Genomic DNA, 25,456 nt, shown 5'->3' with positions numbered 1-25,456 from the left:
ACCTCGGAGAGTACAAGGAGCGCTTTGGCCCTCCGCGCTGCACGACAGGCGCTCGGCGTCCAAGAGCTGCGAGGATCCGATCGGAACCGGTGCAGCAATGCGCGGTGTTTCCTGTCCTGCGGTGGAACGGAGGCCGACGCCGATGCTGCGGCAGAGCTGCCGGCCAGGGGCTCCGCTCTCCCGGCAGGTCGATCACGGTCCGGCTCATCGGCTGCGCCCCCGAGACCTGGCAGGCCCACGGTGTATCGGTGCGCATGACTGACAGATGTCCCGGGGGCGGTCTCAGGGGATATGGCCAGGGGGGCTGTTGATGTCTGTTTTTCGCAAGAGACTGGTTCGAAGACCCGCAGCGGCGGGGCTGTGCGGAGCGGCGCTGGCCGCCTCGACCCTGCTTGCGCCCGCCGCGACGGCGTCGGGCGGCGGTCCGGCCACGGTAGGGGTGGTTTCGTCGGAGAAGGACTCGGCGCTCCGCATCGGGCGCGGCGTCGAGATGGGGGACGGCGGGCGCGTCGAGCTCATCGACGGACGGGACGTCCGGGTGGTCGCGGAGGCGGAAGGCGCCGCGCAGGCGACCCGCTACTCCGTCGCGTCGCTGCAAGGCGCGGTGTCCGTGCGGCCGATCGGGAAGTCCGCGGCTGATCGCACGACCGCGAAGCTTCCCTTGACCGCGCGAACCAAAGCCACGCCGAGCGTTCCCACGGCGGCGAACGCCGCCGCGTCGACGTACTCGGTCAAGCTGAGCATCACGAATGCCGACGTCCGGTCCAAGTTGTTCTATGTCTGGGACCGCCGGACCTGGACGTCGTACGCCGTCAACAGCGGCACCGCCGGTGGCTCGTCGACCGTGAAGCTGCCCCCGGGTGACTACTTCTCGGTCGCGCTGCACAACGACTGGCAAGAGCCGAGCTACCTGCTCACCCGTACTTTCTCGGTCGGTTCGGCCGCCAAGACCGTCACCTTCGACGAGCGCGAGGCCAAGGAGACCGCGGTCCGCACCGACGACACCACCGCCACCCGGCACGCGTCCGCCGTGTGGATCAGCGTCCCAGGCGGCGGCCTGGCGGGCTTCGCCGGCTCTGGAGCCGACAAGGTGTACGTCACGCCGTTCTCGGTCAGTGGCGTCTCGCTGCGCCTGCACGAGGTGCTCGGCAAGAAGGGAGCCTCGGCGAGCGTGCCGAGCCCTTACCGCTACGACCTCACGCACAGCTTCACCACCACCGTGCCCGCCTCGCCCATCAAGACGGTCCGTACGTCGACCCTGGCGAAGAGCGTCACGAAGGTGGGCGCCCCGGGCACGCGGACAACGGCCGACCTGCAGAGCGTCCCGTCCTTCGGCGAGGAGACGGGCGTCTACATCGGCGCCGCGGTGCCCGCCGGCCGTTCCGTCACCGAGTACGCCACCCCGGGCATCACCTACAGCCGACTGCTGTCCTACGGCACCGGCGAGCTGAGCCTCAACCTCCCGGACCGCACATCGGCCGCCGGGACCAGCGCGGGCGAGACCATTGGTGCGGCCCCGTTGCAGCCGGTGCGCCGGGAAGGGGGCGGTTCGAAGCGGAACTTCGGCAAGATGTCGCTGCACGAGCCGAACACCTTCGGCGACACGACCGGCCACCCGGGAACCGACAGCCGCGCCACGTACTCGTACAAGCTCACCTCCTCCGACGGCGTCACCTACGCCCAGGCCGACGGCCTCGACGCATACGACGGGGTGACGTCCTCCAGCCTGCCGTCGTTCCAGAGGACCTACACCCTCGACCAGACAGTCCATCGCCGTGTGCCGTACTCCCGGCTGTCCACGGACGTACGCAACGAGTGGACGTTCCGCTCGGACTACGAGGAGGGCCGGGAACTCCCGCTGATCGACGCCCGGTTGAGCATTCCGGGACTCGACGGCTTCGGCCGCGCGGCCGCCGGCACGTTCCGGGTCCAGGCGAGCGCGACCACCCGCACCACGGATGCGGCGGAGGCGAACACCAGGATCACCGGGCTCGCCTACTCCACGGATGACGGCACGACCTGGACGGACCTGGCCGTCGCGGCGGACGGCTCGGCGACTCTCCAAGTCCCCGCCACCGCCCCCTTCGTCTCGCTGCGCGTCACCGCCGCCGACGACCAGGGCGGCAGCCTCCGCCGTACCATCGCGCGAGCGTTCGCAGGCCCGGCGCCGCACGGCGACGAGACAGTGGGGGCGACCCGCATCTCGAACGTCACGGTCAACGCGGGCAAGCCGGTGCAGCTGACCGACGAGCCGCTGCAGGACTTCAAGGCGAAGTTCACCGCCACCGCCCCGTCCGGGATCGCGAGCGGAGACATGTACCTCTACAAGGGTTCGTACGACACCCCTGACGCGGTCCTCTACGGCACCTGGCCGGCCGCCTGCACCAAGGTCAGCGCCACCACGTCCACCTGTGAGGCGCACTTCGCCTACATCCACCCGCGCTGGACCCTCGGCCGCAACTCCCTCGCCGGCACCTGGAAGTTGGCAGCCTGGGCCGAGTCCGCGGACGGTACCGGCCACGTCGACCTGCACGCCGCCAAGTCGGCGCCCCTGCTGCGTGACGCGACGCTGACGGCCAACGCGGCACCCGAGCCGGTGACCAAGGGCAAGACCCTCACCATCACGGGCAAGCTCTCCCGTGCGGACTGGGAGACGCTGGGCGGCCACCACGGCTACGCCGGCCAGAAGGCGAAGCTCCAGTTCCGCAAGAAGGGGACGTCCACGTACACGACAGTGAAGACGATCACCACCAACAGCTCCGGAAACCTGAAGACCACAGCGAAGGCGACGACTGACGGCTACTGGCGTTACACCTTCGCCGGCACGTCCACCGCCGCACCCGCCACCGCCGCGGGCGACTACGTCGACGTCCGCTGACCTCGCCGACCCCACCGGGTCCCGCCCCATGGAGCCGGGACCCGGCGGCAGCGTCACTCGGTCCGACAGCCGGGGCCGCGGTCCACGAAAGACAACAGGGCGCGCACACGCTGACCTCGGCGTGTCAGTCGAGTTGGCGAACTGGCGAACGAGGTGACTGGGGCGGCCACCATGTGCCACTGAAGCAGTCAACGATCCACTGGATCGTTACTGCACCAGCGCGTACGTCAGTACACCGACTCTGGCGTCGGCCGAATGAGATGACGTCCTAGGACCGTCATGGTCCTCTCCGGTCGTCGCGTCGGCCTCGTCGGTCAGACGCGTGGACCGAGGAACAGGCCGCCGCTCGCGTCGATGACCTGGCCGGTGATCCAGCGGGCGGCGCCGGATGCGAGGAAGGCGACCACATCGGCGACGTCGTCGGGCCCGCCCAGCCGGTCGAGTGCCGTCAAAGCGGTGATCTGTTCGGCGAGGCCCGGCACGTCGAAGACGGCTCCGTTGGCCGCGGTCCTGGTGGCTCCGGGAGCGACGGCGTTCACGGTGATCCCTCGGGGCCCGAGTTGGTTGGCCAGGGTCCTGCTCATCGTCTCGACCGCGGCTTTCGTCATGGCGAAGGACGTCTGGGCCGAGTTGGCCATCCGGGTCGCCACCGATGAGATCGTGATGATCCGGCCGCCGTCACGCAGCAGGGGCATCGCCTGCTCGATGATGAAGTACGGCGCTCGCACATTGACCGCGAACAGGCGGTCGAACTCCGCCCGGGTCGTCGCGCCGAGCGGGCCGGCCGGTGCAGCCGCGGCGTTGTTGACGAGGATGTCGAGCGGTCTACCGGACAAGCAGTCCTCGACACCGGCGAAGAGTGTCTCGACATCGCCGTCCACGCCCAGTTCGGCCCGGACGGCGCGGGCGGCCCCACCAGCCCGTTCCACCGCCTCGACCGTCGCCGCCGCCCCGCTCTCGTCCGTGCCGAAGTGCACGACGACCATGCCCCCTTCCGCCGCGAGCCGGGCTGCGATCGCTTGGCCGATGCCACGCGAGCCGGGACGCGGCGCGTGATCCAGGAACATGCGGTGCGGCTGTTCACCGACCGCGGCTACGACACGGTGACGGTGGCCGAAGTCGCTGAGGCTGCCGGTGTCTCGGCGATGACCGTGTACCGGCACTTCCCCACCAAGGAGGACCTCGTCCTCATCGACCAGCCCGCCCGGCTCATCGCCGAGAAGGTCGCCGCATCGCCCGCGACGCAGCCCGTGGTGCGGCGCGTCGGTGGCGCACTCGTCGATGCGGCCACGGTGTTGACCGGTGACGAGGGGGACGAACCGGCAGTGAGCGAGCGGTTCCTGCTGGACTGCCTCCGGCTGATGGTCTCGACGCCCGCGCTGCGGGCCCGGCATCTGGACAGCCAGTACGCGCTCCAGCAGGCCATCGTCGACGCCCTCGGCCTGGACGACGCGACGACCCATGACGCCGCGTTCCGTGCCCAGGCCGCGACCAGCGCATGCCTGGCCGCGATGCACACGGCATTGACGCGCTGGGCCGAGGACGACGGGCAGACGGAACTGCCCGACCTGATCGCGCGAGCACTCGCCGCGTCCTTCGGGGACGTCGTCGCCACCGGCCACAGGAATCGACGCGGCCATAACCCGCCGTCAGGACAGGACTGACCCGACAGGACTGCCCCCATGCCACGACCGCGAAGCCGACGCGGTTCGCCACCGTGGCGAGTGTTGTGCCGGGTTCGCGCAGCAGGTCGGCGGCCAGGGCGAGGCGCTGTTCCCGTAGGTAGGTCATGGGCGGTCGGCCGACCAGGGCGGTGAAGCGTCGGGCCAGGTGGGCCCGGGACACGCCGGTCTTCGTCGCCAGGGTCGGCAGGGTCCATGGGTGGGCGGGGTCGGTTCGCAGCATGCGCAGGGCGGGGCCGACCACGGGGTCGCTGTGGGCCCGGTACCAGGTGGGGATCTGAGCGCCGGGGCGGGTGAACCAGGCGCGCAGGGCGGTGATGAGCATCAGGTCCAGTGCCCGGTCCAGGAGGATCTGCTGCCCGGGCTCCTCGCGGGTGATCTCCTCGAAGGTCGTCCGGCTGACCGGGCAGACACCCACGTTCGCCTCGATGACGGCCAGAGGCGGCAGTCGGGGTGCCGCACGTCGGTTGTCGACCGAGGCCGGGGGGCCGAGGAGGCCGCGCTTCCCGGGCGGGGACGCCGGCTAGAGGCGGGCGTACTGCTCCGTCTGTTCGGCGAACTCCTGGGCCATGGTGGCGCTGACCGTGGGCTGGGTGTCGCGGATCGTGTCCAGGTAGTCGTCCGTGGTGGGGAGGACGCGGGTTCCGGTGTCGAAGGTGCGCTCGAATCCGGCCTGGGAGACGGTTCGCGCCACGTGGGCGATGTCGGCCGGTGTGAAACCTTCGCTGGCGGACGCGAGTGCCTCGCTGTCGGCCTTCGCGCCCCCTCGTGCCAGGTAGCTCTCCCACAGCGCGGTCCTGGCACGGTGGTCGGGAGGGCCGATCGGCAGTACGTAGTCGAAGCGGCCGTGCCGCAGGAACGCGGAGTCGAGCGTGGTCACGTCGTTCGTGGCGCAGACGAGCAGCCGCCCGTCCTGGCTGCGGAACCGGACGATCGCCTTGAGCAGCTCGTTGACGACGCCGACCGCGGTCGCGTCCGCGCCACTGCGTGCGCCCGCGACCTCCTCGACCTCGTCGATGAACACCAGGACGTGGCCGAGCCGGGAGATCTCGTCGAAGCGCCGGTTCAGCCCGCTCGCCAGGCCGTACTCGGCGGCCAGACGCGCGGGGAACAGCTCGAGGAAGGGCCATCCCAGGCGGCTGGCTATCGCGTGCGCGAAGGTGCTCTTGCCGGTCCCGGGCGGACCGAACAGCATCACTGCGCGCGGCAGCTCCACACCGTGCTCCGCGGCCAGTCCGGGATGGGCCAGTGGCAGGACCAGACGGCGCTCGATGAGCTGTTTCTCCTTCTGCATGCCCGCGACCTTCCGCCACAGTCCGCCGGGTGGCAGCTCCGCTCCGAGCGAGGAGAGCATGCCGGCCGCCTGCGGGGGCACCGGTCTGCGCTTCTCGAAGAGGACAAGGCCCGATCGGGCGCCGAAGTCGCAGTTGCGCAGCGCGGTGGCACCGGTCTCGTCCGCGGGCAGGGCGGCGTGCACCGCGCGGACACCGTCGGTGAAAAGCCGTCGCTCGAGGGCCGTGATCAGGGCGCTGCCCAGCCCCTGGTGCCTCCAGGCAGGTGCCATGCAGATGCGCAGGATCCACGCCCGGTCGCCCTCCACCCTGCTCACCGCGGCGCCGACGACCACGTCGTTCGCCGTGGCCACCACAGCGGGGTGGAGGGCTTGGAGGGCCGTCACGGCGTCCGAGAGTGGGAAGAGGGCCGGTTCTTCGGTCGTGCCGCTCTCCATGTCGACACGGAGGACTCCCTCGAGATCGTCCGGGGAGTAGTCCCGGACCCGCCAACCCGTCATGATCAGCTCCGCGTGTTCGGCCGTGTTCCCATCATCGGCCGCCGCATGGGGTACGCGCGCGGCAAGCCCCGGCCGCTCAACCGGGACCGCGCCACTCGATCAGCAGGAGGGTCGCGTCGTCCGTCGTGACGCCGCCCCGCGCCAGTTTGAGCGCGTGGGAGAGGGACCGGGCCACAGCCGGGACCTTCTGCGCCGTACGTTCGACGCGCTCCACCCAGCGGATGAGCTGTTCCTCGCCGAACTCCGCACCGCCGGCCAGGTGCTCCTCCACCAGTCCGTCCGTGAAGCACATGATCCGGTCCCCGCGGTCGAGGACGAGCTCACTGATCAGAGGTTCGTGACCGCCGAAGCCGACGGGGAGCGTCGTCGGGCCGTGCAGTCGCCGCACGACGCGGCGTCCGCGGATCAGCAGCGGAGTCGGATGGCCCGCGTTGACCCACTGGAGGCGGCCCGTCGCCGTGTCGAGCCGCATCATCTGAGCGGTCACGAAGTGATCGGGGCCGAACTGCTCGGCGATGGCCCGGTCCATGAACGCGTAGATCTCCGACAGCCCGACGCTGATCCGCCGGGCATGCCGATAGGCGCCGATGGCCACCGTGGCCATCGTGGCGGCGCCCAGGCCGTGGCCCATCGCGTCGACCATGGCCACGTGCAGCAGATCGCCGTTGAGGGCGTAGTCGAAGCTGTCGCCGGCCACGTCGTAGGCGGGCTCCAGCACCCCGGCCAGGCTGACCCGGGGTGAGGACATCGACAGCGGTGGCAGCAGCGCCCACTGGATCTCCGCCGCCACAGTCATCGGTTCGCTGCGCCGGGCCCGGAAGAAGAGATCGGTGTACCCGTCCTTGGCCATGAGCATGTCGGCCACCAGAGCGGCGATCCGGCGCAGCAGCCGCCGGTCGTTCTCCACCACCCCGTCCAGGGTGACGGCCATGACGCCCACCTGGTCTCCACCGTCCTGCAGAGGCAGATAGACGCGGACGCCGTCCGTCCGCGGCACTTCGACGCGACGCGCGGCCTGAAAGGCATGGCCGGCGTCGGAGCCCTCGATCGGCTGCGGATCGCCGGCGGTCAGTCCGTCGAGCGGCACGGGCATCAGCCACTCCTGCCCGTAGTCCTGCAGGAAGACCGAGGTCTCCCGGCCACCGAGGCCGCCCACGGCCCGGGCGACGAGCGGGCCGAGGAGATGGGGCGGCACTTCGTGGCCCTGGTCCAGCAGAGCCCCCAGGCACTCCTCACCGAATTCCTTCGACCGGTCCGTCCCAGGAGAGCCGTGCGTCCCAGGAGAGCCGTGCGGTCCCGGAGCGCGGCGGCGCCCAGGACGGATGCGCCGGTGGATCCTCAGGAAGGGTCTGTGCACACGAACTCCCGACGCAGCCGCCCGGCCGAATCAGCGTTGCAACGGCCTCTGCCGCCCACCCACAGGATCTCTCACGACGACGAACTGAGGGAATCGGCGGCTCACCTCACGCGGCCCTACCCCCCCCTTCGGACCCCTCCTCTTCCTCCCCTTCCTCGGGAAGGTGGACGTCGTCGACGGCGATGTCGACCTCGACGACCTCCAGGCCCGTCATCCGCTCCACGGCGCTGATGACGTTGGAGCGCACGTCACCGGCCACGTCGACGATGGAGACGCCGTACTCGACGACGATGTTCAGGTCCACGGCGGCCTGGCGCTCCCCGACCTCGACCTTCACACCCCGGGTGACGCCGCCGCCTGCACCTCCGCCGGGGACGCGTTCCCGCATGGCGCCGAAAGCGCGGGCCATGCCCCCGCCGAGGTTGTCGATGCCCGGTATCTCACGGGCGGCCATGCCCGCGGCCGGGCGGGGCGAGCGTAACCGGCGGCCGTCGCGACCATCGGGACGGCGGACGCGGGCGGCTCCGCCCCCGGCGCCGCGCCCGTAAGGGAACTGTGCTGCTTGCCTTGTGAGATCAACGATTCCGCGGGTACGAGACCACAGGTCAGCCGCATGCCTCAGCGCCGAGGGCTCAGTCGAGGGCGGCGAGATGATCGGCGTCGCCGCCTCGCCACTCGACCAGGAAGATGGTCGCGTCGTCGCTCGTGGTGCCGCCACGTTCGTGTTTCAGGGCGTGGGAGAGCGCTCGCACCACCGCCCGTACCTCGGTGCGGTCGCGGAGGATCCGGTTGGTCCACTCGATGAGCTGCTCCTCACCGAACTGTTCCCCGCCGGCCTGGTGCTCCTCGAACAGGCCGTCGGTGAAGCACAGCAACCGGTCGCCGCGTTGCAGCATCCGCTCGCTGACCACCGGCTCCTCACCGCCGAAGCCGACCGGCAGCGTGGTCGGGCTCTCCAGCCGGTCCACCACGGCACGGTCCCGGATCAGGAACGGGGCCGGGTGGCCGGCGTTGACCCACTGGAGCCGGCCCGTGGTGATGTCCAGGATCATCATCTGCGCGGTGACGAAGTGGTCGGGGCCGAACTGCTCATTGATGGCCCGGTCCATGAACGCGTACACCTGGGACAGATCGGTATAGGCCCGTCGCGTGTGGCGATAGGCGCCGATGGCCACCGTCGCCATGGTCGCCGCGTCCAGTCCGTGGCCCATCGCGTCGATCATGGCCACGTGAAGGACGTCGCCGTTGAGGGCGTAGTCGAAGCTGTCGCCGGCCACGTCGTAGGCGGGCTCCAGGATTCCGGCCACCTCGACCTGCGGGACTGTCATCGACAGAGGAGGCAGCAACGACCACTGGATCTCCGCGGCCACACTCATCGGGGCGCTGCGGCGGGCCTGGAAGAACAGGTCGGTGTAGGCGTCCTTGGTGACGATCATGTCCGCGACCAGACCGGCGAGTCTGCGGAGCAGCCGCCGGTCGTCGTCATCGACCCTGTCCAGGGTGACGGCCATCGCCCCGATCTGGTCGCTGCCGTCCAGCAGCGGCAGATACATCCGCACACTGCCGTCCTGCGGCACCTCCACCGTTCTGCGGCTCAGGAACGCCTCGCCGGCGGGGGAGTCCTCGACCGGCTCGGGGCTGCCGACCTTCAGCCTCCGGCCAGGCAGGGGCACCAGCAGCACCTGTTCGTAGTCCTGCAGGAGGATGGAGACCTCCCGCCCTCCGACCCTGGCCACCTCTTCCGCGACGAGCGGGGCGATCAGGTCCGGTGGCATCTCGTGGGCCCGGTCGAGCAGCACACCCAGCAGTCGTTCGCCGAACCCCTCCGACCGGTCCACTCCAAGCCTGTCCGGCTGCCGCCCACTGTCCGTCATCGGCGCTCGCTTTCCCTTCGTCCCGGGGCAGGGCGAACCCATGGGCGGCTGTGTCCACGCCGTGTTCGCCAGGCGGCCCGGTGCACGACGCTGCTGACCGGCACAGGCTCGCAGCGCCGACCGGTCCAACGAGCCGATTACGCCGCAGGCGGCATGTCGCCTACGGAGTAATCGAAGTCGGGTGGCGGCGAGAGGCGATCCCCCCGTGTGCGATGCCCCGGTGCGCAACGGCCCCGGCGTACGCACACCGGGGCCGCCCTTCCGGGCCGTGGCACGTGAGAGTGCACTGACCTACTTATCATCATATGCCCTTATAGGTATCAAATGTTCTTGCAATGTCAGGGATTCTCAGCCGGCATGAATGGTGACCGGCCGCCGCGTTGTCCGGTCACCGGCGCCACCGGTTGCCTGGGCGCGGCAGGGCTCCGAGGGGCGCGGAACGCGTGGTCCGCCCTTCGCCGTCGACACCGGCATCCACCGCACCGGCTTCGCCACACCCGACCGGAAGTCCGGCTGCCCTCCGGAGCCTGCCGATCACAGACGCCAACTACGCTCCCACTGCGCCTCGTTGGCCGCCGATCTGCCGCACCGGGGACAGCTCAGCTAGGGCGCGGTTTCCGTGATGAGGACGGCGACGGTGACCCGGCCGCGGGTGTCAGAGGTGGCTGCTTCCGCCAGGGCGGCCCGGACGGCGCGGGCGACTTCCAGTGGATGGTGTCCGGGGGCGACCGCGAGCTGGACCTCGATGTGGCGGCCGGGGGGATCGTCATGGTCTGCGACCTTGATCGGGCGGCTTCCCAGCACGGCGCTGAGGCGGGCGACGCCCGGAACAGCCGCCGCGACGTCCGCCAACTCAACGACGGGCCCCCGCAGGAATCCTGTACCTGCCGCCGGGGGTGAACTTCGCGCGGCTGCGGCGTCCGGCGCGGGCTTCATGGCCCCCTTTGAGGTGCGCGACCCTACGTCTGTCTCCGGGCCCTCATCCAGATCCGTGACGCGCAGGTCGGCTGTCACGGTGGCCAGGCCGAGCCCTTCAGTGGCCGCGTTGAGCAGTGCGCTCCTCAGCTGTCCGGCGGTGTGAGGAAGTGGCTGCCCGAGAGGTGCGGTGAAGGCGGCCTCGATCCTGAGCGGGCCGGGCGGCAGCGCGCCGGTCGGCGGACGCACGGCCGGCTCGGACACGGGCTCGAGCGGTGCCGCCCCGATGCGCAGGGTCTCCACCCGGACGCCGGGAATCTCGGCGGCCGCGTGACCGAGGGCCCGAACGGCTGCTTGCTCGGTGATCCATGTCCCGTCGTCGGGCCCGCCGAGCGGGAGCAGCCGGCCCAGGTCGAGCGGGTGCCGTACTGCCTGCGTCAACGCCTCGGTCACCGGCCTCTCACTCTCCTTCTTCCGTGGCCGCGGTTCCCTTCCGGTCGCTTTGCGCCGGGAGTATCGCGTATCGATAAAAACATCCTAAAAGGAATATAATTGTAAAAAATATGTCAGATGGGAGGAATCTCCTGATGACTGAGAACACCGGCGTAAGGCACGGTGGTGCGCCCGAGTCTCGCGGCCGGACGACCATCGCCGATGTGGTGGTGGAGAAGATCGCCGGAATGGCGGCACGGGACGTGCGCGGCGTCCATGCCCTGGGCAGCGGATTCGCCCGCTCGATGGGATCCGTGCGGGAGCGGATGCCCGGTGCCGGCAGTGGCAAGTCCGCCACGCGCGGGGTCAGCGTCGAGGTCGGAGAGCTGCAGGCGGCCATCGATCTGGAGATCGTCGTCGACTACGGCGTCTCGATCACGGACGTGGCCGGTGCGGTGCGGGAGAACGTGATCTCCGCGGTGGAGCGGATGGCGGGTCGGGACGTCGTGGAAGTCAACATCATGGTCAGCGATGTGAAACTGCCCGACGAGGAGGACGAAGGCGAGGAGCGCCAGCGGATCCAGTAGCCGGTGCGGATCAGCCCGCTTGAGTGAAGGAGCGCGTGATGAGCAGGGCCGTGGTGGGCTTGATGGCCGGAATGGCGCTGGGTTTCGCCGCGTATTTCGGCAACTTCTGGGCTTTCCTGCTGGTGCTGGGACTGGGCGTCGTCGGTCTCCTGGCCGGGCGGTTCATGGAAGGTGATCTCGAACCGGGCGACTTCGTCCGCCGGCGAGACCGGCAGGAGCGGATCCGCGATGACCAGCGACGGGCTCGGGGAGACTGGCGGCAGTGACCGGTGAAGCCGGTCGGCGTCCGGGCATTCCCCGCGGGGAGCGCGGTGCGACCACCGTCGCCGACCGGGTCGTGGCGAAGATCGCTTCCCGGGTGGCGGGCGAGGCGCTGAGCCGGTTCACCGAGTCGGCCGGCCACGTACCGCCCGGCCGCCGTACGCCGCACGTGGCCACGTCCGTGCGGCGGGCACCGGAGCGTAATACCGCCACAGGAGACGACGAGTCCGCCGCCGGACGGCAGGCGCTCCTCGGCGAGGTGCGGATGCGCGTCACCGTCGAGCTCGGCTATCCGTCCGACATCGGGGCGCAGTGCGCCGCAGTGCGCCGGGAGGTCACCGAACGGCTCAGGACCTGGGCCGGCATGGAGGTGTCCGACTTCTCGGTGTCGGTCGAGAGGCTGCACTCGGAGCATACGCGGCACACGGACCAGGAGAGGGTGAGATGAGCGCGAACACCTGGCGGCAGCCGACCGGTGACAGCGACCTTTCCTCCGGTCCCGGACAGCCGGACTCGTCACAGCCGGACTCGTCCGCGGACGGCACCTCGGGTACGGGCGAGTCGTCCGCGGTCGACACGCCAGGACGGCCGGCGCGCCGTTTCTGGTCCGCGCGGCGGATCCCCGCAGCCGTGGTGGCCCTGCTGTCCGTCGCAGCCACCGGCCTGCTCCTGTACGACGTGGTCTCGGTGCGGGCAGGCGGGCCCGCGATGCGCTGGCGACGGCGGCTCGCCGAGGAACTGGCCACACGGCCCCTGGACGACGTCTGGATGATCGTCGGGGCCGCGGTGGCGATGGCCCTCGGCCTGTGGCTCTTCCTGCTGGCGGTGACGCCGGGACTACGAAGGCTCCTGCCCATGCGGCAGCCCGCCGGTGCCCCGGGGGCAGAGGAGGTCCGCGCCGGGCTCGACCGCCGCGCGGCCGCCCTGGTGCTGCGCGACCGGGCCGTGCGGGTGAGCGGTGTCCAGTCGGCACGGGTCGCCGTCGGCCGCCGGAAGGTCAAAGCCCGGGCAGAGGCGCATTTCCGCGACCTCGAGGAGGTCCGCAAGGACCTGGACGCCACGCTGGGCGAAGCCGTGACGTCCTTGGGTCTCGCCCGGCAACCTGCGCTGACCGTGCGTGTCCGGCGCCCGAAGAAGGGCTGAGGTGGTCTCGATGCTCAAGCCGGTGAACCGGGTGCTGCTGGGACTGCTCGGCCTTGGGCTGTTCGCCCTGGGCGGCGGGGTGCTGCTGGGCGGGCTGGATCTGCAGCGCCGCTGGGGTTTCGACGTGCCGGGCTGGTGGCCCTTCCGTGGGCCGGACGATGTGGTGCTGGGCGTCGAGGGACGCACCCGGTGGCGGGAGGAGGGCTGGTGGTGGCCGACCGTCATCGCGGTGCTCGCCGTGTTGCTGGCCCTGCTGCTGTGGTGGCTCCTCGCACAGCGCAGACGCCGCCTGGGCCAGATCCTCGTCACCAGCGAAGACGGCGCCACGGCCCGACTCGACGGCCGCACGCTGGAGGACGTCATCGAGGAAGAGGCGCAGGCCCTGGACGGGGTGTCGCGGGCGCATGTACGGCTGACAGGCCGACGTACCGCTCCGGCCGCACGGGTGCGGCTGCTGCTGGAGCCGCACGCGGACCCGCAGCGGGTTCTGGGGCAACTGACCGGGGAAACGCTCGCGCACGCGCGGGACTCGGCCGGCCTGGACCGCCTTCCGTCGAAGGTCAGACTCCGGGAAGCCCGCCACCACGCCGACCGCGTCGCCTGACGCCCACGTTCTCGGGTTCTTCTCCCTGCTCGGTCCCTACACGGGGACTCGGGCGTCGCGGAGCGGTGCTCCAGCCTCATGGAGGCTGACGAGGGCCAGCCGGTAGGAGGTGATCAGCCCGGTCTCCGCATAGTCCACGCCCAGGTCCTCGCAGTATTGCCGGACGATGGTCCGGGCCTTGCGCAGGTTGGGGCTGGGCATGCTGGGGAACAGGTGATGCTCGATCTGGTGGTTCAGCCCGCCCAGTGCGATGTCGGTGAGCCGGCCGCCGCGCACGTTGCGTGAGGTGAGCACCTGGCGGCGGAGGAAGTCCGGGCGGTCTTTGCCTTTCAGGATCGGCATGCCCTTGTGGTTGGGCGCGAAGAGCGAGCCGAGATAGACGCCGAACAGGCACTGGTGGACGACGAGGAAGGCGATCGCCATACCGGGCGGCAGCAGCCAGAGCAGGGCCGTCAGATAGACCGCGAAGTGCGCGAACAGCAGGGCGCCGTCGAGTGTTCGGTGCTTGAGCGAGCGATTGGCCAGCGCCTTCACGCTCGACACGTGCAGGTTGAAGCCCTCCAGTGTGAGGAGCGGAAAGAACAGGAACGCCTGCCGGCGGCCGATCAGGCGCGGGAGCCCCGTGGCGGCCCGGGCCTGATCCTGGGACCAGACCAGCAGGTCGGGGTCGAGGTCGGGGTCGAGTTCCTCATGGTTGGGGTTGGCGTGGTGGCGGGTGTGCTTGTCCTGCCACCACCCGTAGCCCATCCCGATACCGGCACCGGCGATCCGGCCGGATGCCTCGCTGGCCCGGCGTCGGCGGAACACCTGACGGTGGGCCGCGTCATGGGCGAGCAGGGCGACCTGACCGAAGACGACGGCCAGGAAGCCGGCGACCGCCAGGGTCCACCAGCTGTCGCCGATGAGCGCGACGGCGGCCCACCCACCGACGTAGAGCCCGGCCACCACGGTGATCCGCAGTGCGTAGTAGCCGGGACGGCGCCCCATCAGGCCGGCATCAGCGATCTTTCTCGACAGTCGGGCGAAGTCACTGCCGGACGCCTCCGAGGGCGGGGGGCGGACCTTGGTATTCGTGGTCATGATGGTGTAACCCTCCCCGGAGGATGCCGATGGCTCGGCGTCGCCCCGGGAGCCGCTGAGACCGGGCCGCAGTAAGGGATGCGCTTTCTCCAGTGCGAGAAGCGCATCCCGCGACCGTGGAGTAAGGACGACGTCTGCTTCGTCAGCCAACGGCCGCGCAGGCCCTCTGTCTCCCCGCGGGTTCCCCGCCAGGCTGCTCTCACACCGCGACAGCCTGCCGCTGTCCGGTGGCGGTGGCCTGCCGGGCAAGCATGCGACAACCGGGCCCATCAGGACCTCTCATCCCCGGCGATGGCGGACCGTAGCTTCTGGTGTGCTTCTCCAGGACCGCCACCCTCCTGCCCTTCCAGCAGGGCGGCTGCGATCGCGTCCAGCTTGCGCTGGACGGCGCGTTCGGCCCGCAGCTCGGAGTTCTTCAGCAGCGCCACCATGAGCAGGGTCACCGCCGACATCGCCTCGCCCACGAACAGAAGCCACGTGATCGGCAAACCGATCACGTGCACCGTGACGGCCACGGCGACCAGGATCAGGCAGATCCCGAAGAACGTCGCCGAACTGGTGAACCTGGAGGCATTCTCGGCCAGCCTCTCGAACGGCTTGTTCCGCGAGCCTCCGCGGTCGGACGGATGCTTGAGAATCATGCCCATTCTCTACAGCGGACGGTCACATGCCCGAGGGCAGCCACGCCCGGCTGTTGTGAGCAGGGGTTGCTTCGTGTCGCGTTGCGGAACTCGGACGTCAGGTTGCCGCCCGTGTCTCGCGCATGCGGTATTCGCTGGGGCTGATGCCGTGTTCCCGCTTGAACGCGGCGCTGAGGGCGAAGGCGTTGGCGAAGCCGACGCGGTTCGCCACCGTGGCGAGTGTTGTGCCGGGTTCGCGCAGCAGGTCGGCGGCCAGGGCGAGGCGCTGTTCCCGTAGGTAGGTCATGGGCGGTCGGCCGACCAGGGCGGTGAAGCGTCGGGCCAGGTGGGCCCGGGACACGCCGGTCTTCGTCGCCAGGGTCGGCAGGGTCCATGGGTGGGCGGGGTCGGTTCGCAGCATGCGCAGGGCGGGGCCGACCACGGGGTCGCTGTGGGCGCGGTACCAGGTGGGGATCTGAGCGCCGGGGCGGGTGAACCAGGCGCGCAGGGCGGTGATGAGCATCAGGTCCAGTGCCCGGTCCAGGAGGATCTGCTGCCCGGGCTCCTCGCGGGTGATCTCCTCGAAGGTCGTCCGGCTGACCGGGCAGACACCCACGTTCGCCTCGATGACGGCCAGAGGTGGCAGTGCGGCCAGCAGCCGGCCCGGGGTGCCGCTGTCCACGGCGTACAGCCCGCTCAACAGGATCGTGCTGTCAGCCTCTTCCGTGTCCCAGGCGTCGGCACCCGGAACTCGGGGGCCGGCCAGCCCCTCGCCCTGTGGGGTCGTGCAGCGGCCACCGTGATGGATCACCACGTCCGGCTCGGTGTCCGGGGCGTCGGCGATCACGTACGGTGCGCCGCCGCACAGCACCGCGACATCTCCGGAGCCGATCCGTACCGGGTCGCCGTCCTGGGGAGTGATCCAGGCGGAGCCGTGCACGAGGACCGCGAGGGCCAGCGGCGAGCCGTCCTCGAAGCGCGCTGCCCAGGAACCGCTCAGCGCGGACCGGTGGAAGACGGCGCCACTGGTCCGTACCCCGTTCAGGAGATCCGTCAGCGGATCCGTGCTGGTCAGCCGCATGGGATCCATGGCGGTCAGCGTAGACGAACGCATATGGACGTGAGCCCGCACAGCATGGCTGGGGCGGATGGCGACTGGTTCTGTTGAGGCCATGAGCGACGAGATGATCCTGGTGACAGGGGCCACGGGCAAGACCGGCCGTCGGGTGGTGCGGATGCTCCAGGAGCGAGGCGTGACGGTCCGCGTGGCGTCCCGTTCCGGTACGCCGTCCTTCGACTGGACGGACCGCCCCACCTGGGAGCCGGCCCTGCGGGGCGTGACGGGGATGTACCTGGTGGTGCCCGGCCTCGGCAGTCCGCAGGCCGCGCAGGACATCGCCGCCTTCGCCCGGCAGGCGGCTGCGGCCGGATCCCGGCGTGCGGTGCTGCTGTCCGTGCCCGAGGGAGGGGCGGACCAGGAGCACGTCCTCGCCGCGGAGCGGGCCCTCGAACACGCGGGCCTGGACTGGACCGTTCTCCGGCCGCGGTGGTTCTTCCAGAACTTCAGCGAGGACTTCCTCCACGACCCGGTGATGAGGGGCGAGGTACGGCTGCCGGCCGGGGACGGCAAGGAGGCGTTCGTCGACGCCGAGGACATCGCCGAGGTGGCGGTCGCCGCCCTCATGGAGGCCGGGCACGCCGGGTGGCACTACGAGCTCAGCGGGCCCCGGTTGATGACCTTCGGGGACGCGGTCGCGGAGATCGCCCGGGCCACCGGCCGCGACCTGCGCTATGTGCCGCTGACCGCGGAGTCATACGCGGACGAGCAGCGGGCGCAAGGTGTGCCCGAGGAGTGGGTGCAGCTGTCGGCCGGCCTGTACGAGTACGTCCGGTCAGGCGGCCTGGCCTCGCTCGGTGACGGCGTCCAGCGGGCGCTGGGCCGGGCTCCCCGGGACTTCTCCGAGTACGCCGGCATCGCCGCCCGGCAGGGTGTCTGGAACATCTGAACCGCAGTAGCGGGGTCATGTAACGAGCCGACAGGCGGAGCTTGGTGAGGAACCGCCAGGCCTTCAGCGGTTCTCCGTGGCCGCGCCAACCCGCCGATCCCAAATTGGACTGGATAACCAAGAAACCGCGGCGGGAGATCCCGGCTTCCGCAGCCACGTGCGCGATCGGACGTCCGGGCGTCGATCCGCAGACACAAGCGCAGACGTCCTTCGAGGGTCAGCGGTGCGTTCCGATGCCCCCTGCTGGTGGCGTTCCTGGACTCGGCGGCTGTGCGTGGCGTCAGCGTGCGAACTTTTCGATGGCCGCTGGGGTGACAGGGGTGAAGAAGTTGACGAGGTTGCCGTCGGGGTCACGGAACAGCAGCGAACGGTTGCCCCAGGGCATCGTGGTGGGCTTGGTGACGAAGTCGGTGACGAAGCCGGTCAGGTTGTTGTAAACGCTGTCCACGTCGTCGACGAGGAACTCGGTGATCACGCTGTGATTGTCTGCCGGGTGGGCAGAGCCCGGGGCGAACAGCGGGACGGTGCGGGTGCCGGCGATCGCGAGGGTGGCGCCCGCTGTCTTGAGTTCGGCGAAGTCCTCGGTGGCCCACGTCGCCCGCGCCCCTGTGGCTCGCTCGTAGAACTCGACGAGGCGCGCTACGTCGCTGGTGATGATGCGGATCGAGACGAAGTCCATGGGGGATCTCCTTGGCTGTGCTTGAGGCGTGCACGTCGCAGGCTAGGAGAAATAGTGGACAGAATCGGTCCTGTATTCGCGTTAGGCTGCGAACATGCCTCGACCCACCGGCCGCGTGCTGACACTCCTGGAGCTGCTGCAGTCGGGCGGCACCCGGACTGTGGCCGAGCTCGCCGGCCGTCTTGGCGTCGAAGGACGCACTGTGCGGCGGTATGTGGACCAGCTGATCGACCTGGACGTGCCCGTGGAGTCGGTGCGCGGCCGTTACGGCGGGTACCGGCTGGCTCCTGGGTACCGCTTGCCTCCGCTCATGCTCAGCGACGACGAGGCGCTGGCCGTGCTGCTCGGCCTGATCGCCGGCCGCCGGGCAGGGCTGACGACGACGGAGCGCACGGCAAACGAGACGGCGTCGGCGAAGATCCGGCGGGTGCTGCCCAAGCACATCGCCCGTCGGCTCGACACACTCCTGGAAGCTCTCGCCTTCACGGACCGGCCCGGCGAGTTCGACACCCCGGACGCCGGGGTCCTGCTCACCATCGCCGATGCGGTGCGCCACCGCCGACCGGTCTCGATCCGCTACACCGACCGTGACGGACGGCCCAGCGAACGCACCCTGCACGCGTACGGGATCGTCGCCCATGCGGGCCGGTGGTACGTCACGGGCAAGGACGCCCAGATCGGCGAGGACCGAACCTTCCGGCTCGATCGCATCGCAGACGCGCGGACCCTGCCCGGCTCATTCGAAGCGCCCGTGGGTCCCGCTCCTGCACAGCGCGTGTTGTCAGGATTCGCCACGGCCGCGTACCGGCATCAGGTGACCTTGCGAATCCACGGGACAGTTGAGCAGATCCGCGCCCACCTTCCCGTCAGCGTCGCGAGCCTGGAGGAGCACGAGCCCGCGGCCGGCGAGGACCGGGCGACCGAGCGCTGGCTGCGCGTCGAGCTGCGGGCGGAGCGGCTCGACTGGTTGCCTTCGGTACTCGCGGCACTCGACCAGCCGTTCGTCATCGAGCGCCCCGATGAACTCCGCGACCTCGTCATCGCGCTCGCCGATCGCCTCACGTCCCATGCCCGCCGAGCCTGACAGCGCGGAACCAATGTCATGAGATGGCACAGCGGTGGCCGTCTTGTTCTCTTCCCTCGTCGCGGCGATGGCCTTTGACGTCCCCGCCGGACGGCGGCGTTCAGATCGGCGAGGGTGGGAAGGCGCGGTGGGTAAGAGCCGTGCGCCACAGTCCGATCAGGAAGTCCACACCATGGCAGACACCGCACAAGCGACAGCCGTCCCCCGCTGGGTCCTGAAGTTCATGGACGCCATCGACACCCTGGAGTTCGGCGAGGGCTTCGCGCCACTGACCGACAACACCGACATGTACTTCGGCACCGCGCACATCCACGGCGTCGAGGCCATCAAGGAGTTCTTCGTCAAGATCGACGCACCGCTGGTCATCCGCCACGAGGTCCTGGAGTTCTGGACCGCGAGCGACGGCGTCCGCCTGCTGCGCGGTGAGGCGGTCATGGCCAAGAAGAGCGAACCGGAGCGGGTGGTGCGCGCCCCCTTCATGCACATCTTCTACCTCGACCAGGAAGAGCCTGTGCGCATCAGGACGCTCCGTGTCACCGCGGGCCCGCTGCAGACCGACGCCGTGATGTGACCCGGCTCAGGAAAGGCCCCCGCGAGGTCACGGCTTGCCGGTTACCGCGCAGAATTCGTCGATGTCGCGGGTGCGGCCCGCGTCCGCGGGGTCGGGACGCCGACGCGTGAGGGGGACGATGCCGGGTGCGAGCAGTGCCAGACCGTTGACCAGTGGCCTGCTGTTGAGCAGGTCCAACGGCGCGTCGCCCCGCTTCCGCACGAGAGGGTTTCCGCTTCGACGCCGCGTTCGTAGGTGCGGATCTTCAGCGCCTGCTGACCGGCGGACTGGACGAAGTTGACGTTCGTCCCCATTGAGGCAAGGTCGGCGTGGTGGCGGACGAGGCGCCCGACCATGACCGCGTCGATGGCGTCCACGTCGTCCACGATGGCTACGACGTGTTCGGTGCCGGTGTGGGCGCTGTCGAACCAGGTTGGCCTGCCGTTGATGACGGTTTGTAAGCGTCGAGGGAGGACCGCGCCCACTTCGGCCGTGACCCATACGGAGCCGTCAGACACGACCGCCTCGTGCACCACGCCGGCCATGTGGAGACTCATCCGCTGGAAGCCGTGATCACGGTGAGCGGCCCAGGCGGAGCACCGCAGGGCATTGCCGCACATGCTCGAGGCGGTTACGGTGCACGGCTGGCTGCGTGACGTCGACCAGCCCGGCACGCCGTCCGTGGTCCGCTGACACGCCGTCCGGCAGTGGTTCGAGGTGAGGCGCTGCCACAGTCGGCTTCGCGGGTGGGGCCGACAAAGGACATGCAGGGCGCATTCAACCCTCCGACGAGACCGCCCGGTGTACGACTTCGCCGATGAGGAGACCAGGCTGCACCGGATGCATCACAACTGCGCCGGTCGCCGCGCGTCACGTCACGCCAAGGCCCTCGCGGTCTTCGAGGGCGCTGATGGCGGTGGCGGTGAGGCTGTGGGTGATATGGCCTCGCATCAGCTGGGCTGCTTCGGCGGCGCGGCCGTCCACGATGAGGGAGACAAGTTGGCGGTGTTCCTGTAGGTCCCGGGTGCGGGGTTCGTCACCGGGCGGGAGTTCGAGGCCGAGGCGACGGTAGCGGTCGGACTTGTCCCACAGATCGTCCAGGAGACGGATCAGGACGTCGTTGTGCGAGGCCCGGTACACCGCCTGGTGGAAGGCGCGGTGGGCCGTGAGTGCCTCTTCCCCCCATTGGCGGGTGACGGGGAGGAGCTTGTCGACGGCGGCCCGCATCGTGGCGATGTCGTCGTCGGTCCGTCGCTGGGCCGCAAGTTCGGCGGCGGTCGGGTCCAGGGACAGGCGGACCTCGAAAAGCTGGCGGGCCTCGTTCGAGTTCATGACGGAGACCCGGACGTCGCGGTGGGTATCGACGGTGACGAGTCCCTCGCTGCTGAGGCGGCGGATGGCCTCACGCAGGGGCGTGATGCTCATGTTGAGGGACTCGGCGAGGTCGTACTGGGCGAGCCGTGACCCGGCAGGAAGAGTGCCGAAGAGGATCCGGTCGCGGAGTTCCGCGTAGGCGAGGTCGCTCTTGCTGAAGAACAGATTCTGGCCTGCCATAGCCCCCTGACCGTTCCTTTCCGGAGGTCCCCCACCCCTTGACATCCCGCATCGGACCGGCTCAGTCTAACAGCCGTCGCACCTTATAAGATATGAGGAAGGTTTCGCAGTGAAGATCACCAACGTCTACGAGGGCGTCGTTCCGATCAGCTCCTCGATCCGTAACGCCTGGATCGACTTCAGCTCCATGGACTGCTCGATCGTGGCGATCGAGAGCGACGTCATCCGGGACGGCAAGCCCGTGGTGGGCTACGGCTTCAACTCCAACGGCCGCTACAGCGCCGGCGAGATCCTGCGCCGCCGGGTCCTGCCCCGCCTCCTCGGGGCCGAGCCCAGCAGCCTGCTCGACGAGCAGGGCGGCCTGGACCACGCCAAGGCGTGGGACGTGATGATGAACAACGAGAAGCCCGGTGGGCACGGCGAGCGCTCGGTCGCGGTCGGCGTGGTGGACATGGCCCTGTTCGACCTGGCCTCCAAGATCGAGGGCAAGCCGCTGTACCGGTATCTGTCCGAGCACTACGGCGACGGGCAGCCCGACGACTCCGTCTTCGTCTACGCCGCCGGCGGCTACTACGCCCCGGGCAAGACCCTCACCGACCTTCAGGACGAGATGCGCGGTTTCCTCGACCTGGGCTACGACGTCGTCAAGATGAAGATCGGCGGCGCCGACCTGGCGGAGGACCTGCGCCGTATCGAGGCCGTCATCGACGTTCTGGACGGCGACGGCTCCCGGCTGGCCGTCGACGTCAACGGCCGCTTCGACCTCCGCACGGCTCTGGAGTACGGGCGGGCCATCGAGCCCTACGGGCTGTTCTGGTACGAGGAGATCGGCGACCCGCTCGACTACCACCTCAACGCCACCGTCGCCGAGCACTACGCCGGCGCCATCGCCACGGGCGAGAACCTCTTCTCCCTCCAGGACGCCCGCAACCTGATCCGCTACGGCGGCCTGCGCCCCGACCGCGACACCATCCAGGTCGACCCCGCGCTCTCCTACGGTCTGGTGGAGTACCTGCGCATCCAGGACATGCTCCGTCAGCACGGCTGGTCATCGAGGCGCTGCATCCCGCACGGCGGGCACCAGTTCTCCCTGCACATCGCAGCCGCCCTCAAGCTCGGCGGCAACGAGTCCTACCCGGGCGAGTTCCAGCCCACCGGCGGCTTCGCCGACGACGCTGTCGTCGAGAAGAGCCGCGTCGGCCTGACCGACACCCCCGGCATCGGCTTCGAGAGCAAAGCAGCCTTCCACAAGGTGCTGCGCGCCCTGCACAGCTGACCGCCACCCCACCGCAGACGCGCCCGCCACCGGGCGGGCGCTGTCGGCCGGCGCCGTCGCATACGGGCGCCGCACACGAGATCGGGGGCGCGCGAGCCGCATCGCGTCCCCCGCACCACCCCCCCCACGGGACAGGGCTATTCACGATCGTCGTGCAAGGGAGCACCAACGATGACAAGCACCACCACCGCCGGCCGCCCGCAGCGGTCGCGGCTGAGCCGTCTCATACGGGAGCTGTGGTTCCAGGTCGTCCTGGCCGCCGTCCTCGGCATCGCCGTCGGCATCCTCGCGCCCGGGCTGGGTGAGGATCTGAAGCCGCTCAACGACTGGTTCATCGCGCTGGTCAAGATGATCGTGATCCCGGTCGTCTTCTGCGTGGTCACCACCGGCATCGCCTCCATGGACAACCTGCGCAAGGCCGGCCGGATCGGTGTGAAGGCGATCGGCTACTTCCTGGTGCTGTCCCTGGCGTCCATGCTGATCGGGCTGGTCGTCGCCAACATCTTCCAGCCCGGCTCCGGCCTGCACGTCGACCCCTCGTCACTGAACGCCGACGACGTGCCCAAGACCGCCACCGAGCACGCCACCTTCACCGGCTTCATCTCCTCCCTGATCCCCGCCTCCTTGCTGGGCGCAATCACCGGAGATGCGATCCTGGCCGCGCTGATGGTCTCGATCGTCTTCGGTGTGGCCCTGAACATGGCCGGTGAGGAAGGGGCACCGCTGACCCGCGGCATCAAGGCGCTGTCGGACGTCGTCTTCCGCATCGTGGGCTGGGTGATGCGGCTCGCGCCCTTGGGTACCTTCGGCGCTCTGGCCACCGTGGTCGCCACCTACGGCGCCGAGAGCCTCAAACAGCTCGGCTACCTCATCGTCCTGTTCACCGCGACCTGCGTCGTCTACGTCCTGGTCGTCCTCGGCGCCATCATGCGGGCCTGCCGCCTGAGCCTGTTCGGCCTCATCCGCTTCCTCAAGGCCGAACTGCTCGTCGCCCTCAGCACCTGTTCCAGCGAGGCCGTCCTGCCCCAGCTGGTACGCAAACTGGAGATCCTCGGCATCGGCCGGCCCGTGGTCGGCATCGTCATCCCCTCCGGGTTCTCCTTCAACCTGGACGGCTCCGCGGTCTACCTCACGATGGCCTCCCTCTTCCTGGCCCAGGCCATGGGCATCGACCTGTCCTGGCAGCAACAGCTGATCATGGTCGGCGTCATGATGCTCACCAGCAAGGGCACCGCCGGGATCGCGGGCGGCGCGTTCATCGTCCTCGCCAGCACCGTCACCGCGGTCGGCCACATCCCGCTCGCCGCCCTCTCCCTCATAGTCGGCATCGACCGCATCCTCAACGAGGGCCGCGTCTTCATCAACGTCCTCGGCAACGCCGTCGCCACCATCGTGATCGGCAAGTGGGAGAACGACTTCGACACCGAACAGGCTCGCAAGGTCCTGCACTCCCGCACCAACACGCCGCCGCAGGACGAGCTGGACACCACCAAGGTCGGCGCCGACAAGTAGCCGGGCCCGTCGTCGAGTGCAGTCACCCTCGACGGCGTATGCGGCACCCACCGGCGGCATCCTCCACGCCGTGCACCAGGACAGCTGAGGAACCCTTCCCGCGAGCACGCCCAGCGTCTCCTACTCGATGACCATCCGGCTCGAAGCCCCGCGGCAGGCAACGCGGTCTTTCGACGGACAGCCAAGATGGAGGTGCTGGGCGGTTCAGTCACCGCACCCGGGACGTCGTCTCCGGGTCCCCGGCGGGTGCCGGCAGCCACCTGGCCCGCACCCGTTCGGAAGCCGCCCCTCGGCCGCGGCGGCGTTGAGGACCCGTGCGAGGTGCCACCCACCGACATGTCAGAAGGGGAAGCCAGTGTGGGCGCGTCCAGGGCCGGCCTCGGATGCCGCGACGCCGAAGCGATACCGGATCCGCTGGGTGGGACCACTCCACCAGGCAGAGACCGCCGATCCATGGATAAGCCGTCCTCTCCCGCCCCTGCGCGGGCGTCTTTACGGTCGGGGCTGCGGGCGCTCACCGGCCCGCCGTACCGAAGGAGCAGGACCCCCATGAAGATGACCGGCAACACGATCCTGATCACCGGCGGCACCTCGGGCATCGGCCTCGGTCTGGCCCTGCGTCTGCACGAGGCCGGCAACAAGGTGATCGTCGCCGGGCGGCGCAAGGAACTCCTCGACGAGATCACGGCCGAGCACCCGGGCATCGACGCGCTCGTCCTCGATGTCGCGGACTCCGACTCGATTGCCCGGGCCCGTGAGACCGTGGCGGCGAGCTACCCGGGGCTGAACGTCCTGGTCAACAACGCCGGCATCATGCTGCGGGAGAACCTCCTCGATCCGGCCGGACTCCAGGTCGCCGAGAATCACGTCGCGACCAATCTGCTCGGCACGATCCGGATGACGTACGCCTTCCTGCCACTGCTGGTGGGCAAGGACGACGCGGTCGTCTTGAACGTCACCTCGGCGCTGGCGTTCGTCCCGTATCAGACCACCCCGACCTACAGCGCGACCAAGGCCGCGCTGCACTCCTTCTCCGAGAGCCTGCGCATCCAACTGGCCGGTGCTGACACCGGCGTCCAGGTGATCGAGGTGGTCCCGCCGGGCGTGCGAACGACCCTGCTGGGCCAGCAGGACAGCGACCAATCCATGCCGTTGGACGACTTCCTCACCGAGACCCTCGACCTGCTGCGGGAGAAGCCCGACGCGAAGGAGCTGGTCGTCGAGCGCGCCAGGTTCATCCGCGACGCGCAGGCCAACGGCTCCTACGACGACGTCCTCGCCATGATCAGCGGCAGCTGATCGACCTGTTGTTTCCGACTGGAAGCAACAGCAGGCGAGCGCCGTCACACGACGAACCTCGTCCTGTCGGCCAGGCCGGGCGACGAGGCCCGGGGCCTGTCCAAAGCGTCAGGAGTCCTCGACGGAGACCGTCGCCGCAGGCCGCCTTCCATGCCGACGGCCTGCGGCGTACCGCCGACAGTCGGCGAATTTCCCAGCGGGTCACGCAGGGGCAGATGACCAGCGGGTCGTCTCGCCGCGAGCGCCCTCGCGTCGGCCGTACGGGCGGCTT

The 25,456-nt window shown here is 69.7% G+C and carries 25 protein-coding genes and 1 pseudogene; 13 read left to right on the top strand and 13 right to left on the bottom strand.

The annotated features are described in order from the left end of the window. The first annotated feature begins 310 nt into the window (after nucleotides 1-310). Complete coding sequence (locus ACFT4A_RS30305; protein ID WP_382836180.1) at nucleotides 311-2,878, top strand: hypothetical protein; 2,568 nt, start codon at nucleotides 311-313, stop codon at nucleotides 2,876-2,878. Between the two features lie 314 nt (nucleotides 2,879-3,192). Here ACFT4A_RS30305 and ACFT4A_RS30300 read toward each other — a convergent pair whose 3' ends face one another. Beyond that, a complete protein-coding gene (locus ACFT4A_RS30300; protein ID WP_382836177.1) occupies nucleotides 3,193-3,945 on the bottom strand; it encodes an SDR family oxidoreductase in 753 nt (250 codons plus the stop codon). Here ACFT4A_RS30300 and ACFT4A_RS30295 point away from each other — a divergent pair. Further along, complete coding sequence (locus ACFT4A_RS30295; RefSeq protein ID WP_382836174.1) at nucleotides 3,931-4,542, top strand: helix-turn-helix domain-containing protein; 612 nt, start codon at nucleotides 3,931-3,933, stop codon at nucleotides 4,540-4,542. The genes ACFT4A_RS30300 and ACFT4A_RS30295 overlap by 15 nt on opposite strands. Nucleotides 4,543-4,582: 40 nt before the next feature. Here ACFT4A_RS30295 and ACFT4A_RS30290 read toward each other — a convergent pair. The 6 genes and pseudogenes from ACFT4A_RS30290 to ACFT4A_RS30265 form a co-directional block, all read right to left on the bottom strand. Beyond that, nucleotides 4,583-5,011 (bottom strand): annotated as a pseudogene (locus tag ACFT4A_RS30290) (cupin domain-containing protein); the annotation flags it as partial. 72 nt (nucleotides 5,012-5,083) lie between these two features. Next, the gene (locus tag ACFT4A_RS30285) at nucleotides 5,084-6,352 is read right to left on the bottom strand and encodes an ATP-binding protein (protein WP_382836171.1); all 1,269 of its coding nucleotides are present in this window, start codon (nucleotides 6,350-6,352) and stop codon (nucleotides 5,084-5,086) included. Nucleotides 6,353-6,428: 76 nt separating this feature from the next. Continuing rightward, entirely contained in the window at nucleotides 6,429-7,547 is a 1,119-nt protein-coding gene (locus ACFT4A_RS30280; RefSeq protein WP_382836168.1) for a PP2C family protein-serine/threonine phosphatase, read from the bottom strand. Between the two features lie 268 nt (nucleotides 7,548-7,815). Beyond that, nucleotides 7,816-8,292: an Asp23/Gls24 family envelope stress response protein gene (locus tag ACFT4A_RS30275; RefSeq protein WP_382836228.1), complete on the bottom strand. Its 477-nt coding sequence runs from the start codon at nucleotides 8,290-8,292 to the stop codon at nucleotides 7,816-7,818. A 49-nt stretch (nucleotides 8,293-8,341) separates the two neighbouring features. Then, nucleotides 8,342-9,583, bottom strand: a complete 1,242-nt coding sequence (locus ACFT4A_RS30270; RefSeq protein ID WP_382836166.1) for a PP2C family protein-serine/threonine phosphatase — start codon at nucleotides 9,581-9,583, stop codon at nucleotides 8,342-8,344. Between the two features lie 603 nt (nucleotides 9,584-10,186). Further along, a complete protein-coding gene (locus tag ACFT4A_RS30265; protein WP_382836163.1) occupies nucleotides 10,187-10,951 on the bottom strand; it encodes a hypothetical protein in 765 nt (254 codons plus the stop codon). A gap of 134 nt (nucleotides 10,952-11,085) precedes the next feature. Between ACFT4A_RS30265 and ACFT4A_RS30260 the strand changes: the two genes are divergently transcribed. Genes ACFT4A_RS30260 through amaP form a run of 5 tightly spaced genes read left to right on the top strand, consistent with a single transcriptional unit; the run spans nucleotide 11,086 to nucleotide 13,525 of the window. Further along, on the top strand, nucleotides 11,086-11,517 hold the full coding sequence (locus tag ACFT4A_RS30260; protein ID WP_382836160.1) for an Asp23/Gls24 family envelope stress response protein: 432 nt from the start codon (nucleotides 11,086-11,088) through the stop codon (nucleotides 11,515-11,517). Between the two features lie 38 nt (nucleotides 11,518-11,555). Further along, nucleotides 11,556-11,783 carry a hypothetical protein gene (locus tag ACFT4A_RS30255; protein ID WP_382836158.1) on the top strand — a complete coding sequence of 76 codons (228 nt, stop codon included), beginning with the start codon at nucleotides 11,556-11,558 and terminating at the stop codon, nucleotides 11,781-11,783. Continuing rightward, the gene (locus tag ACFT4A_RS30250; protein ID WP_382836155.1) at nucleotides 11,780-12,226 is read left to right on the top strand and encodes an Asp23/Gls24 family envelope stress response protein; all 447 of its coding nucleotides are present in this window, start codon (nucleotides 11,780-11,782) and stop codon (nucleotides 12,224-12,226) included. The genes ACFT4A_RS30255 and ACFT4A_RS30250 overlap by 4 nt, the downstream gene beginning before the upstream one ends. Further along, nucleotides 12,223-12,921 (top strand): DUF6286 domain-containing protein, encoded by a 699-nt coding sequence (locus ACFT4A_RS30245; protein ID WP_382836152.1) that lies wholly within the window; start codon nucleotides 12,223-12,225, stop codon nucleotides 12,919-12,921. The genes ACFT4A_RS30250 and ACFT4A_RS30245 overlap by 4 nt, the downstream gene beginning before the upstream one ends. 10 nt (nucleotides 12,922-12,931) lie before the next feature. Further along, the gene (amaP, locus tag ACFT4A_RS30240) at nucleotides 12,932-13,525 is read left to right on the top strand and encodes an alkaline shock response membrane anchor protein AmaP (RefSeq protein ID WP_382836150.1); all 594 of its coding nucleotides are present in this window, start codon (nucleotides 12,932-12,934) and stop codon (nucleotides 13,523-13,525) included. Between the two features lie 36 nt (nucleotides 13,526-13,561). Here the strand turns inward: amaP and ACFT4A_RS30235 are convergent, their stop codons facing one another. The 3 genes from ACFT4A_RS30235 to ACFT4A_RS30225 form a co-directional block, all read right to left on the bottom strand. Continuing rightward, nucleotides 13,562-14,605 carry a fatty acid desaturase family protein gene (locus ACFT4A_RS30235; RefSeq protein WP_382836147.1) on the bottom strand — a complete coding sequence of 348 codons (1,044 nt, stop codon included), beginning with the start codon at nucleotides 14,603-14,605 and terminating at the stop codon, nucleotides 13,562-13,564. A gap of 269 nt (nucleotides 14,606-14,874) precedes the next feature. Beyond that, nucleotides 14,875-15,246, bottom strand: coding sequence for a low affinity iron permease family protein (locus tag ACFT4A_RS30230; RefSeq protein ID WP_382836144.1), 372 nt, complete (start codon nucleotides 15,244-15,246; stop codon nucleotides 14,875-14,877). A 97-nt stretch (nucleotides 15,247-15,343) separates the two neighbouring features. Further along, complete coding sequence (locus ACFT4A_RS30225) at nucleotides 15,344-16,315, bottom strand: cupin domain-containing protein (protein ID WP_382836141.1); 972 nt, start codon at nucleotides 16,313-16,315, stop codon at nucleotides 15,344-15,346. Nucleotides 16,316-16,397: 82 nt separating this feature from the next. On the opposite strand from ACFT4A_RS30225, the gene ACFT4A_RS30220 reads away from it, so the two are divergent. Beyond that, a complete protein-coding gene (locus tag ACFT4A_RS30220) occupies nucleotides 16,398-17,231 on the top strand; it encodes an NAD(P)H-binding protein (protein ID WP_382836138.1) in 834 nt (277 codons plus the stop codon). 280 nt (nucleotides 17,232-17,511) lie between these two features. On the opposite strand, the gene ACFT4A_RS30215 is transcribed toward ACFT4A_RS30220, so the two are convergent. After that, complete coding sequence (locus ACFT4A_RS30215; protein WP_382836135.1) at nucleotides 17,512-17,910, bottom strand: VOC family protein; 399 nt, start codon at nucleotides 17,908-17,910, stop codon at nucleotides 17,512-17,514. A gap of 94 nt (nucleotides 17,911-18,004) precedes the next feature. Here ACFT4A_RS30215 and ACFT4A_RS30210 point away from each other — a divergent pair, with 94 nt between their 5' ends. Next, nucleotides 18,005-18,994: a helix-turn-helix transcriptional regulator gene (locus tag ACFT4A_RS30210; protein WP_382836132.1), complete on the top strand. Its 990-nt coding sequence runs from the start codon at nucleotides 18,005-18,007 to the stop codon at nucleotides 18,992-18,994. A gap of 172 nt (nucleotides 18,995-19,166) precedes the next feature. Then, nucleotides 19,167-19,565, top strand: coding sequence for a nuclear transport factor 2 family protein (locus ACFT4A_RS30205; RefSeq protein WP_382836129.1), 399 nt, complete (start codon nucleotides 19,167-19,169; stop codon nucleotides 19,563-19,565). 41 nt (nucleotides 19,566-19,606) lie between these two features. Here ACFT4A_RS30205 and ACFT4A_RS30200 read toward each other — a convergent pair whose 3' ends face one another. Next, nucleotides 19,607-20,089 carry a hypothetical protein gene (locus ACFT4A_RS30200; protein ID WP_382836127.1) on the bottom strand — a complete coding sequence of 161 codons (483 nt, stop codon included), beginning with the start codon at nucleotides 20,087-20,089 and terminating at the stop codon, nucleotides 19,607-19,609. 325 nt (nucleotides 20,090-20,414) lie between these two features. Further along, nucleotides 20,415-21,098 carry a GntR family transcriptional regulator gene (locus ACFT4A_RS30195; protein ID WP_382836124.1) on the bottom strand — a complete coding sequence of 228 codons (684 nt, stop codon included), beginning with the start codon at nucleotides 21,096-21,098 and terminating at the stop codon, nucleotides 20,415-20,417. 109 nt (nucleotides 21,099-21,207) lie between these two features. Between ACFT4A_RS30195 and ACFT4A_RS30190 the strand changes: the two genes are divergently transcribed. From ACFT4A_RS30190 to ACFT4A_RS30180, 3 genes are all read left to right on the top strand, one after another. Beyond that, nucleotides 21,208-22,374 carry a mandelate racemase/muconate lactonizing enzyme family protein gene (locus ACFT4A_RS30190; protein ID WP_382836121.1) on the top strand — a complete coding sequence of 389 codons (1,167 nt, stop codon included), beginning with the start codon at nucleotides 21,208-21,210 and terminating at the stop codon, nucleotides 22,372-22,374. Nucleotides 22,375-22,545: 171 nt separating this feature from the next. Further along, a complete protein-coding gene (locus ACFT4A_RS30185; protein WP_382836118.1) occupies nucleotides 22,546-23,886 on the top strand; it encodes a cation:dicarboxylate symporter family transporter in 1,341 nt (446 codons plus the stop codon). Between the two features lie 549 nt (nucleotides 23,887-24,435). Beyond that, the gene (locus ACFT4A_RS30180; RefSeq protein ID WP_382836115.1) at nucleotides 24,436-25,185 is read left to right on the top strand and encodes an SDR family oxidoreductase; all 750 of its coding nucleotides are present in this window, start codon (nucleotides 24,436-24,438) and stop codon (nucleotides 25,183-25,185) included. Nucleotides 25,186-25,456 lie beyond the last annotated feature (271 nt).

It is taken from the genome of Streptomyces sp. NPDC057099 (assembly GCF_042671245.1).
In the GTDB taxonomy this organism is placed as follows: domain Bacteria; phylum Actinomycetota; class Actinomycetes; order Streptomycetales; family Streptomycetaceae; genus Streptomyces; species Streptomyces purpurascens.
The sequence above is the reverse complement of the archived record's forward strand: the minus strand, read 5'-3'. Positions and strand labels throughout refer to the sequence as shown.

Coding starts and splice junctions, on each gene's coding strand:
- ACFT4A_RS30305 (WP_382836180.1), top strand. CDS start 311: ATGTCTGTTTTTCGCAAGAGACTGGTTCGAAGACCCGCAGCGGCGGGG.
- ACFT4A_RS30300 (WP_382836177.1), bottom strand. CDS start 3,945: ATGTTCCTGGATCACGCGCCGCGTCCCGGCTCGCGTGGCATCGGCCAA.
- ACFT4A_RS30285 (WP_382836171.1), bottom strand. CDS start 6,352: ATGACGGGTTGGCGGGTCCGGGACTACTCCCCGGACGATCTCGAGGGA.
- ACFT4A_RS30270 (WP_382836166.1), bottom strand. CDS start 9,583: ATGACGGACAGTGGGCGGCAGCCGGACAGGCTTGGAGTGGACCGGTCG.
- ACFT4A_RS30260 (WP_382836160.1), top strand. CDS start 11,086: ATGACTGAGAACACCGGCGTAAGGCACGGTGGTGCGCCCGAGTCTCGC.
- ACFT4A_RS30255 (WP_382836158.1), top strand. CDS start 11,556: ATGAGCAGGGCCGTGGTGGGCTTGATGGCCGGAATGGCGCTGGGTTTC.
- ACFT4A_RS30245 (WP_382836152.1), top strand. CDS start 12,223: ATGAGCGCGAACACCTGGCGGCAGCCGACCGGTGACAGCGACCTTTCC.
- amaP (WP_382836150.1), top strand. CDS start 12,932: ATGCTCAAGCCGGTGAACCGGGTGCTGCTGGGACTGCTCGGCCTTGGG.
- ACFT4A_RS30235 (WP_382836147.1), bottom strand. CDS start 14,605: ATGACCACGAATACCAAGGTCCGCCCCCCGCCCTCGGAGGCGTCCGGC.
- ACFT4A_RS30230 (WP_382836144.1), bottom strand. CDS start 15,246: ATGATTCTCAAGCATCCGTCCGACCGCGGAGGCTCGCGGAACAAGCCG.
- ACFT4A_RS30225 (WP_382836141.1), bottom strand. CDS start 16,315: ATGGATCCCATGCGGCTGACCAGCACGGATCCGCTGACGGATCTCCTG.
- ACFT4A_RS30220 (WP_382836138.1), top strand. CDS start 16,398: ATGAGCGACGAGATGATCCTGGTGACAGGGGCCACGGGCAAGACCGGC.
- ACFT4A_RS30215 (WP_382836135.1), bottom strand. CDS start 17,910: ATGGACTTCGTCTCGATCCGCATCATCACCAGCGACGTAGCGCGCCTC.
- ACFT4A_RS30210 (WP_382836132.1), top strand. CDS start 18,005: ATGCCTCGACCCACCGGCCGCGTGCTGACACTCCTGGAGCTGCTGCAG.
- ACFT4A_RS30205 (WP_382836129.1), top strand. CDS start 19,167: ATGGCAGACACCGCACAAGCGACAGCCGTCCCCCGCTGGGTCCTGAAG.
- ACFT4A_RS30200 (WP_382836127.1), bottom strand. CDS start 20,089: ATGGCCGGCGTGGTGCACGAGGCGGTCGTGTCTGACGGCTCCGTATGG.
- ACFT4A_RS30195 (WP_382836124.1), bottom strand. CDS start 21,098: ATGGCAGGCCAGAATCTGTTCTTCAGCAAGAGCGACCTCGCCTACGCG.
- ACFT4A_RS30185 (WP_382836118.1), top strand. CDS start 22,546: ATGACAAGCACCACCACCGCCGGCCGCCCGCAGCGGTCGCGGCTGAGC.
- ACFT4A_RS30180 (WP_382836115.1), top strand. CDS start 24,436: ATGAAGATGACCGGCAACACGATCCTGATCACCGGCGGCACCTCGGGC.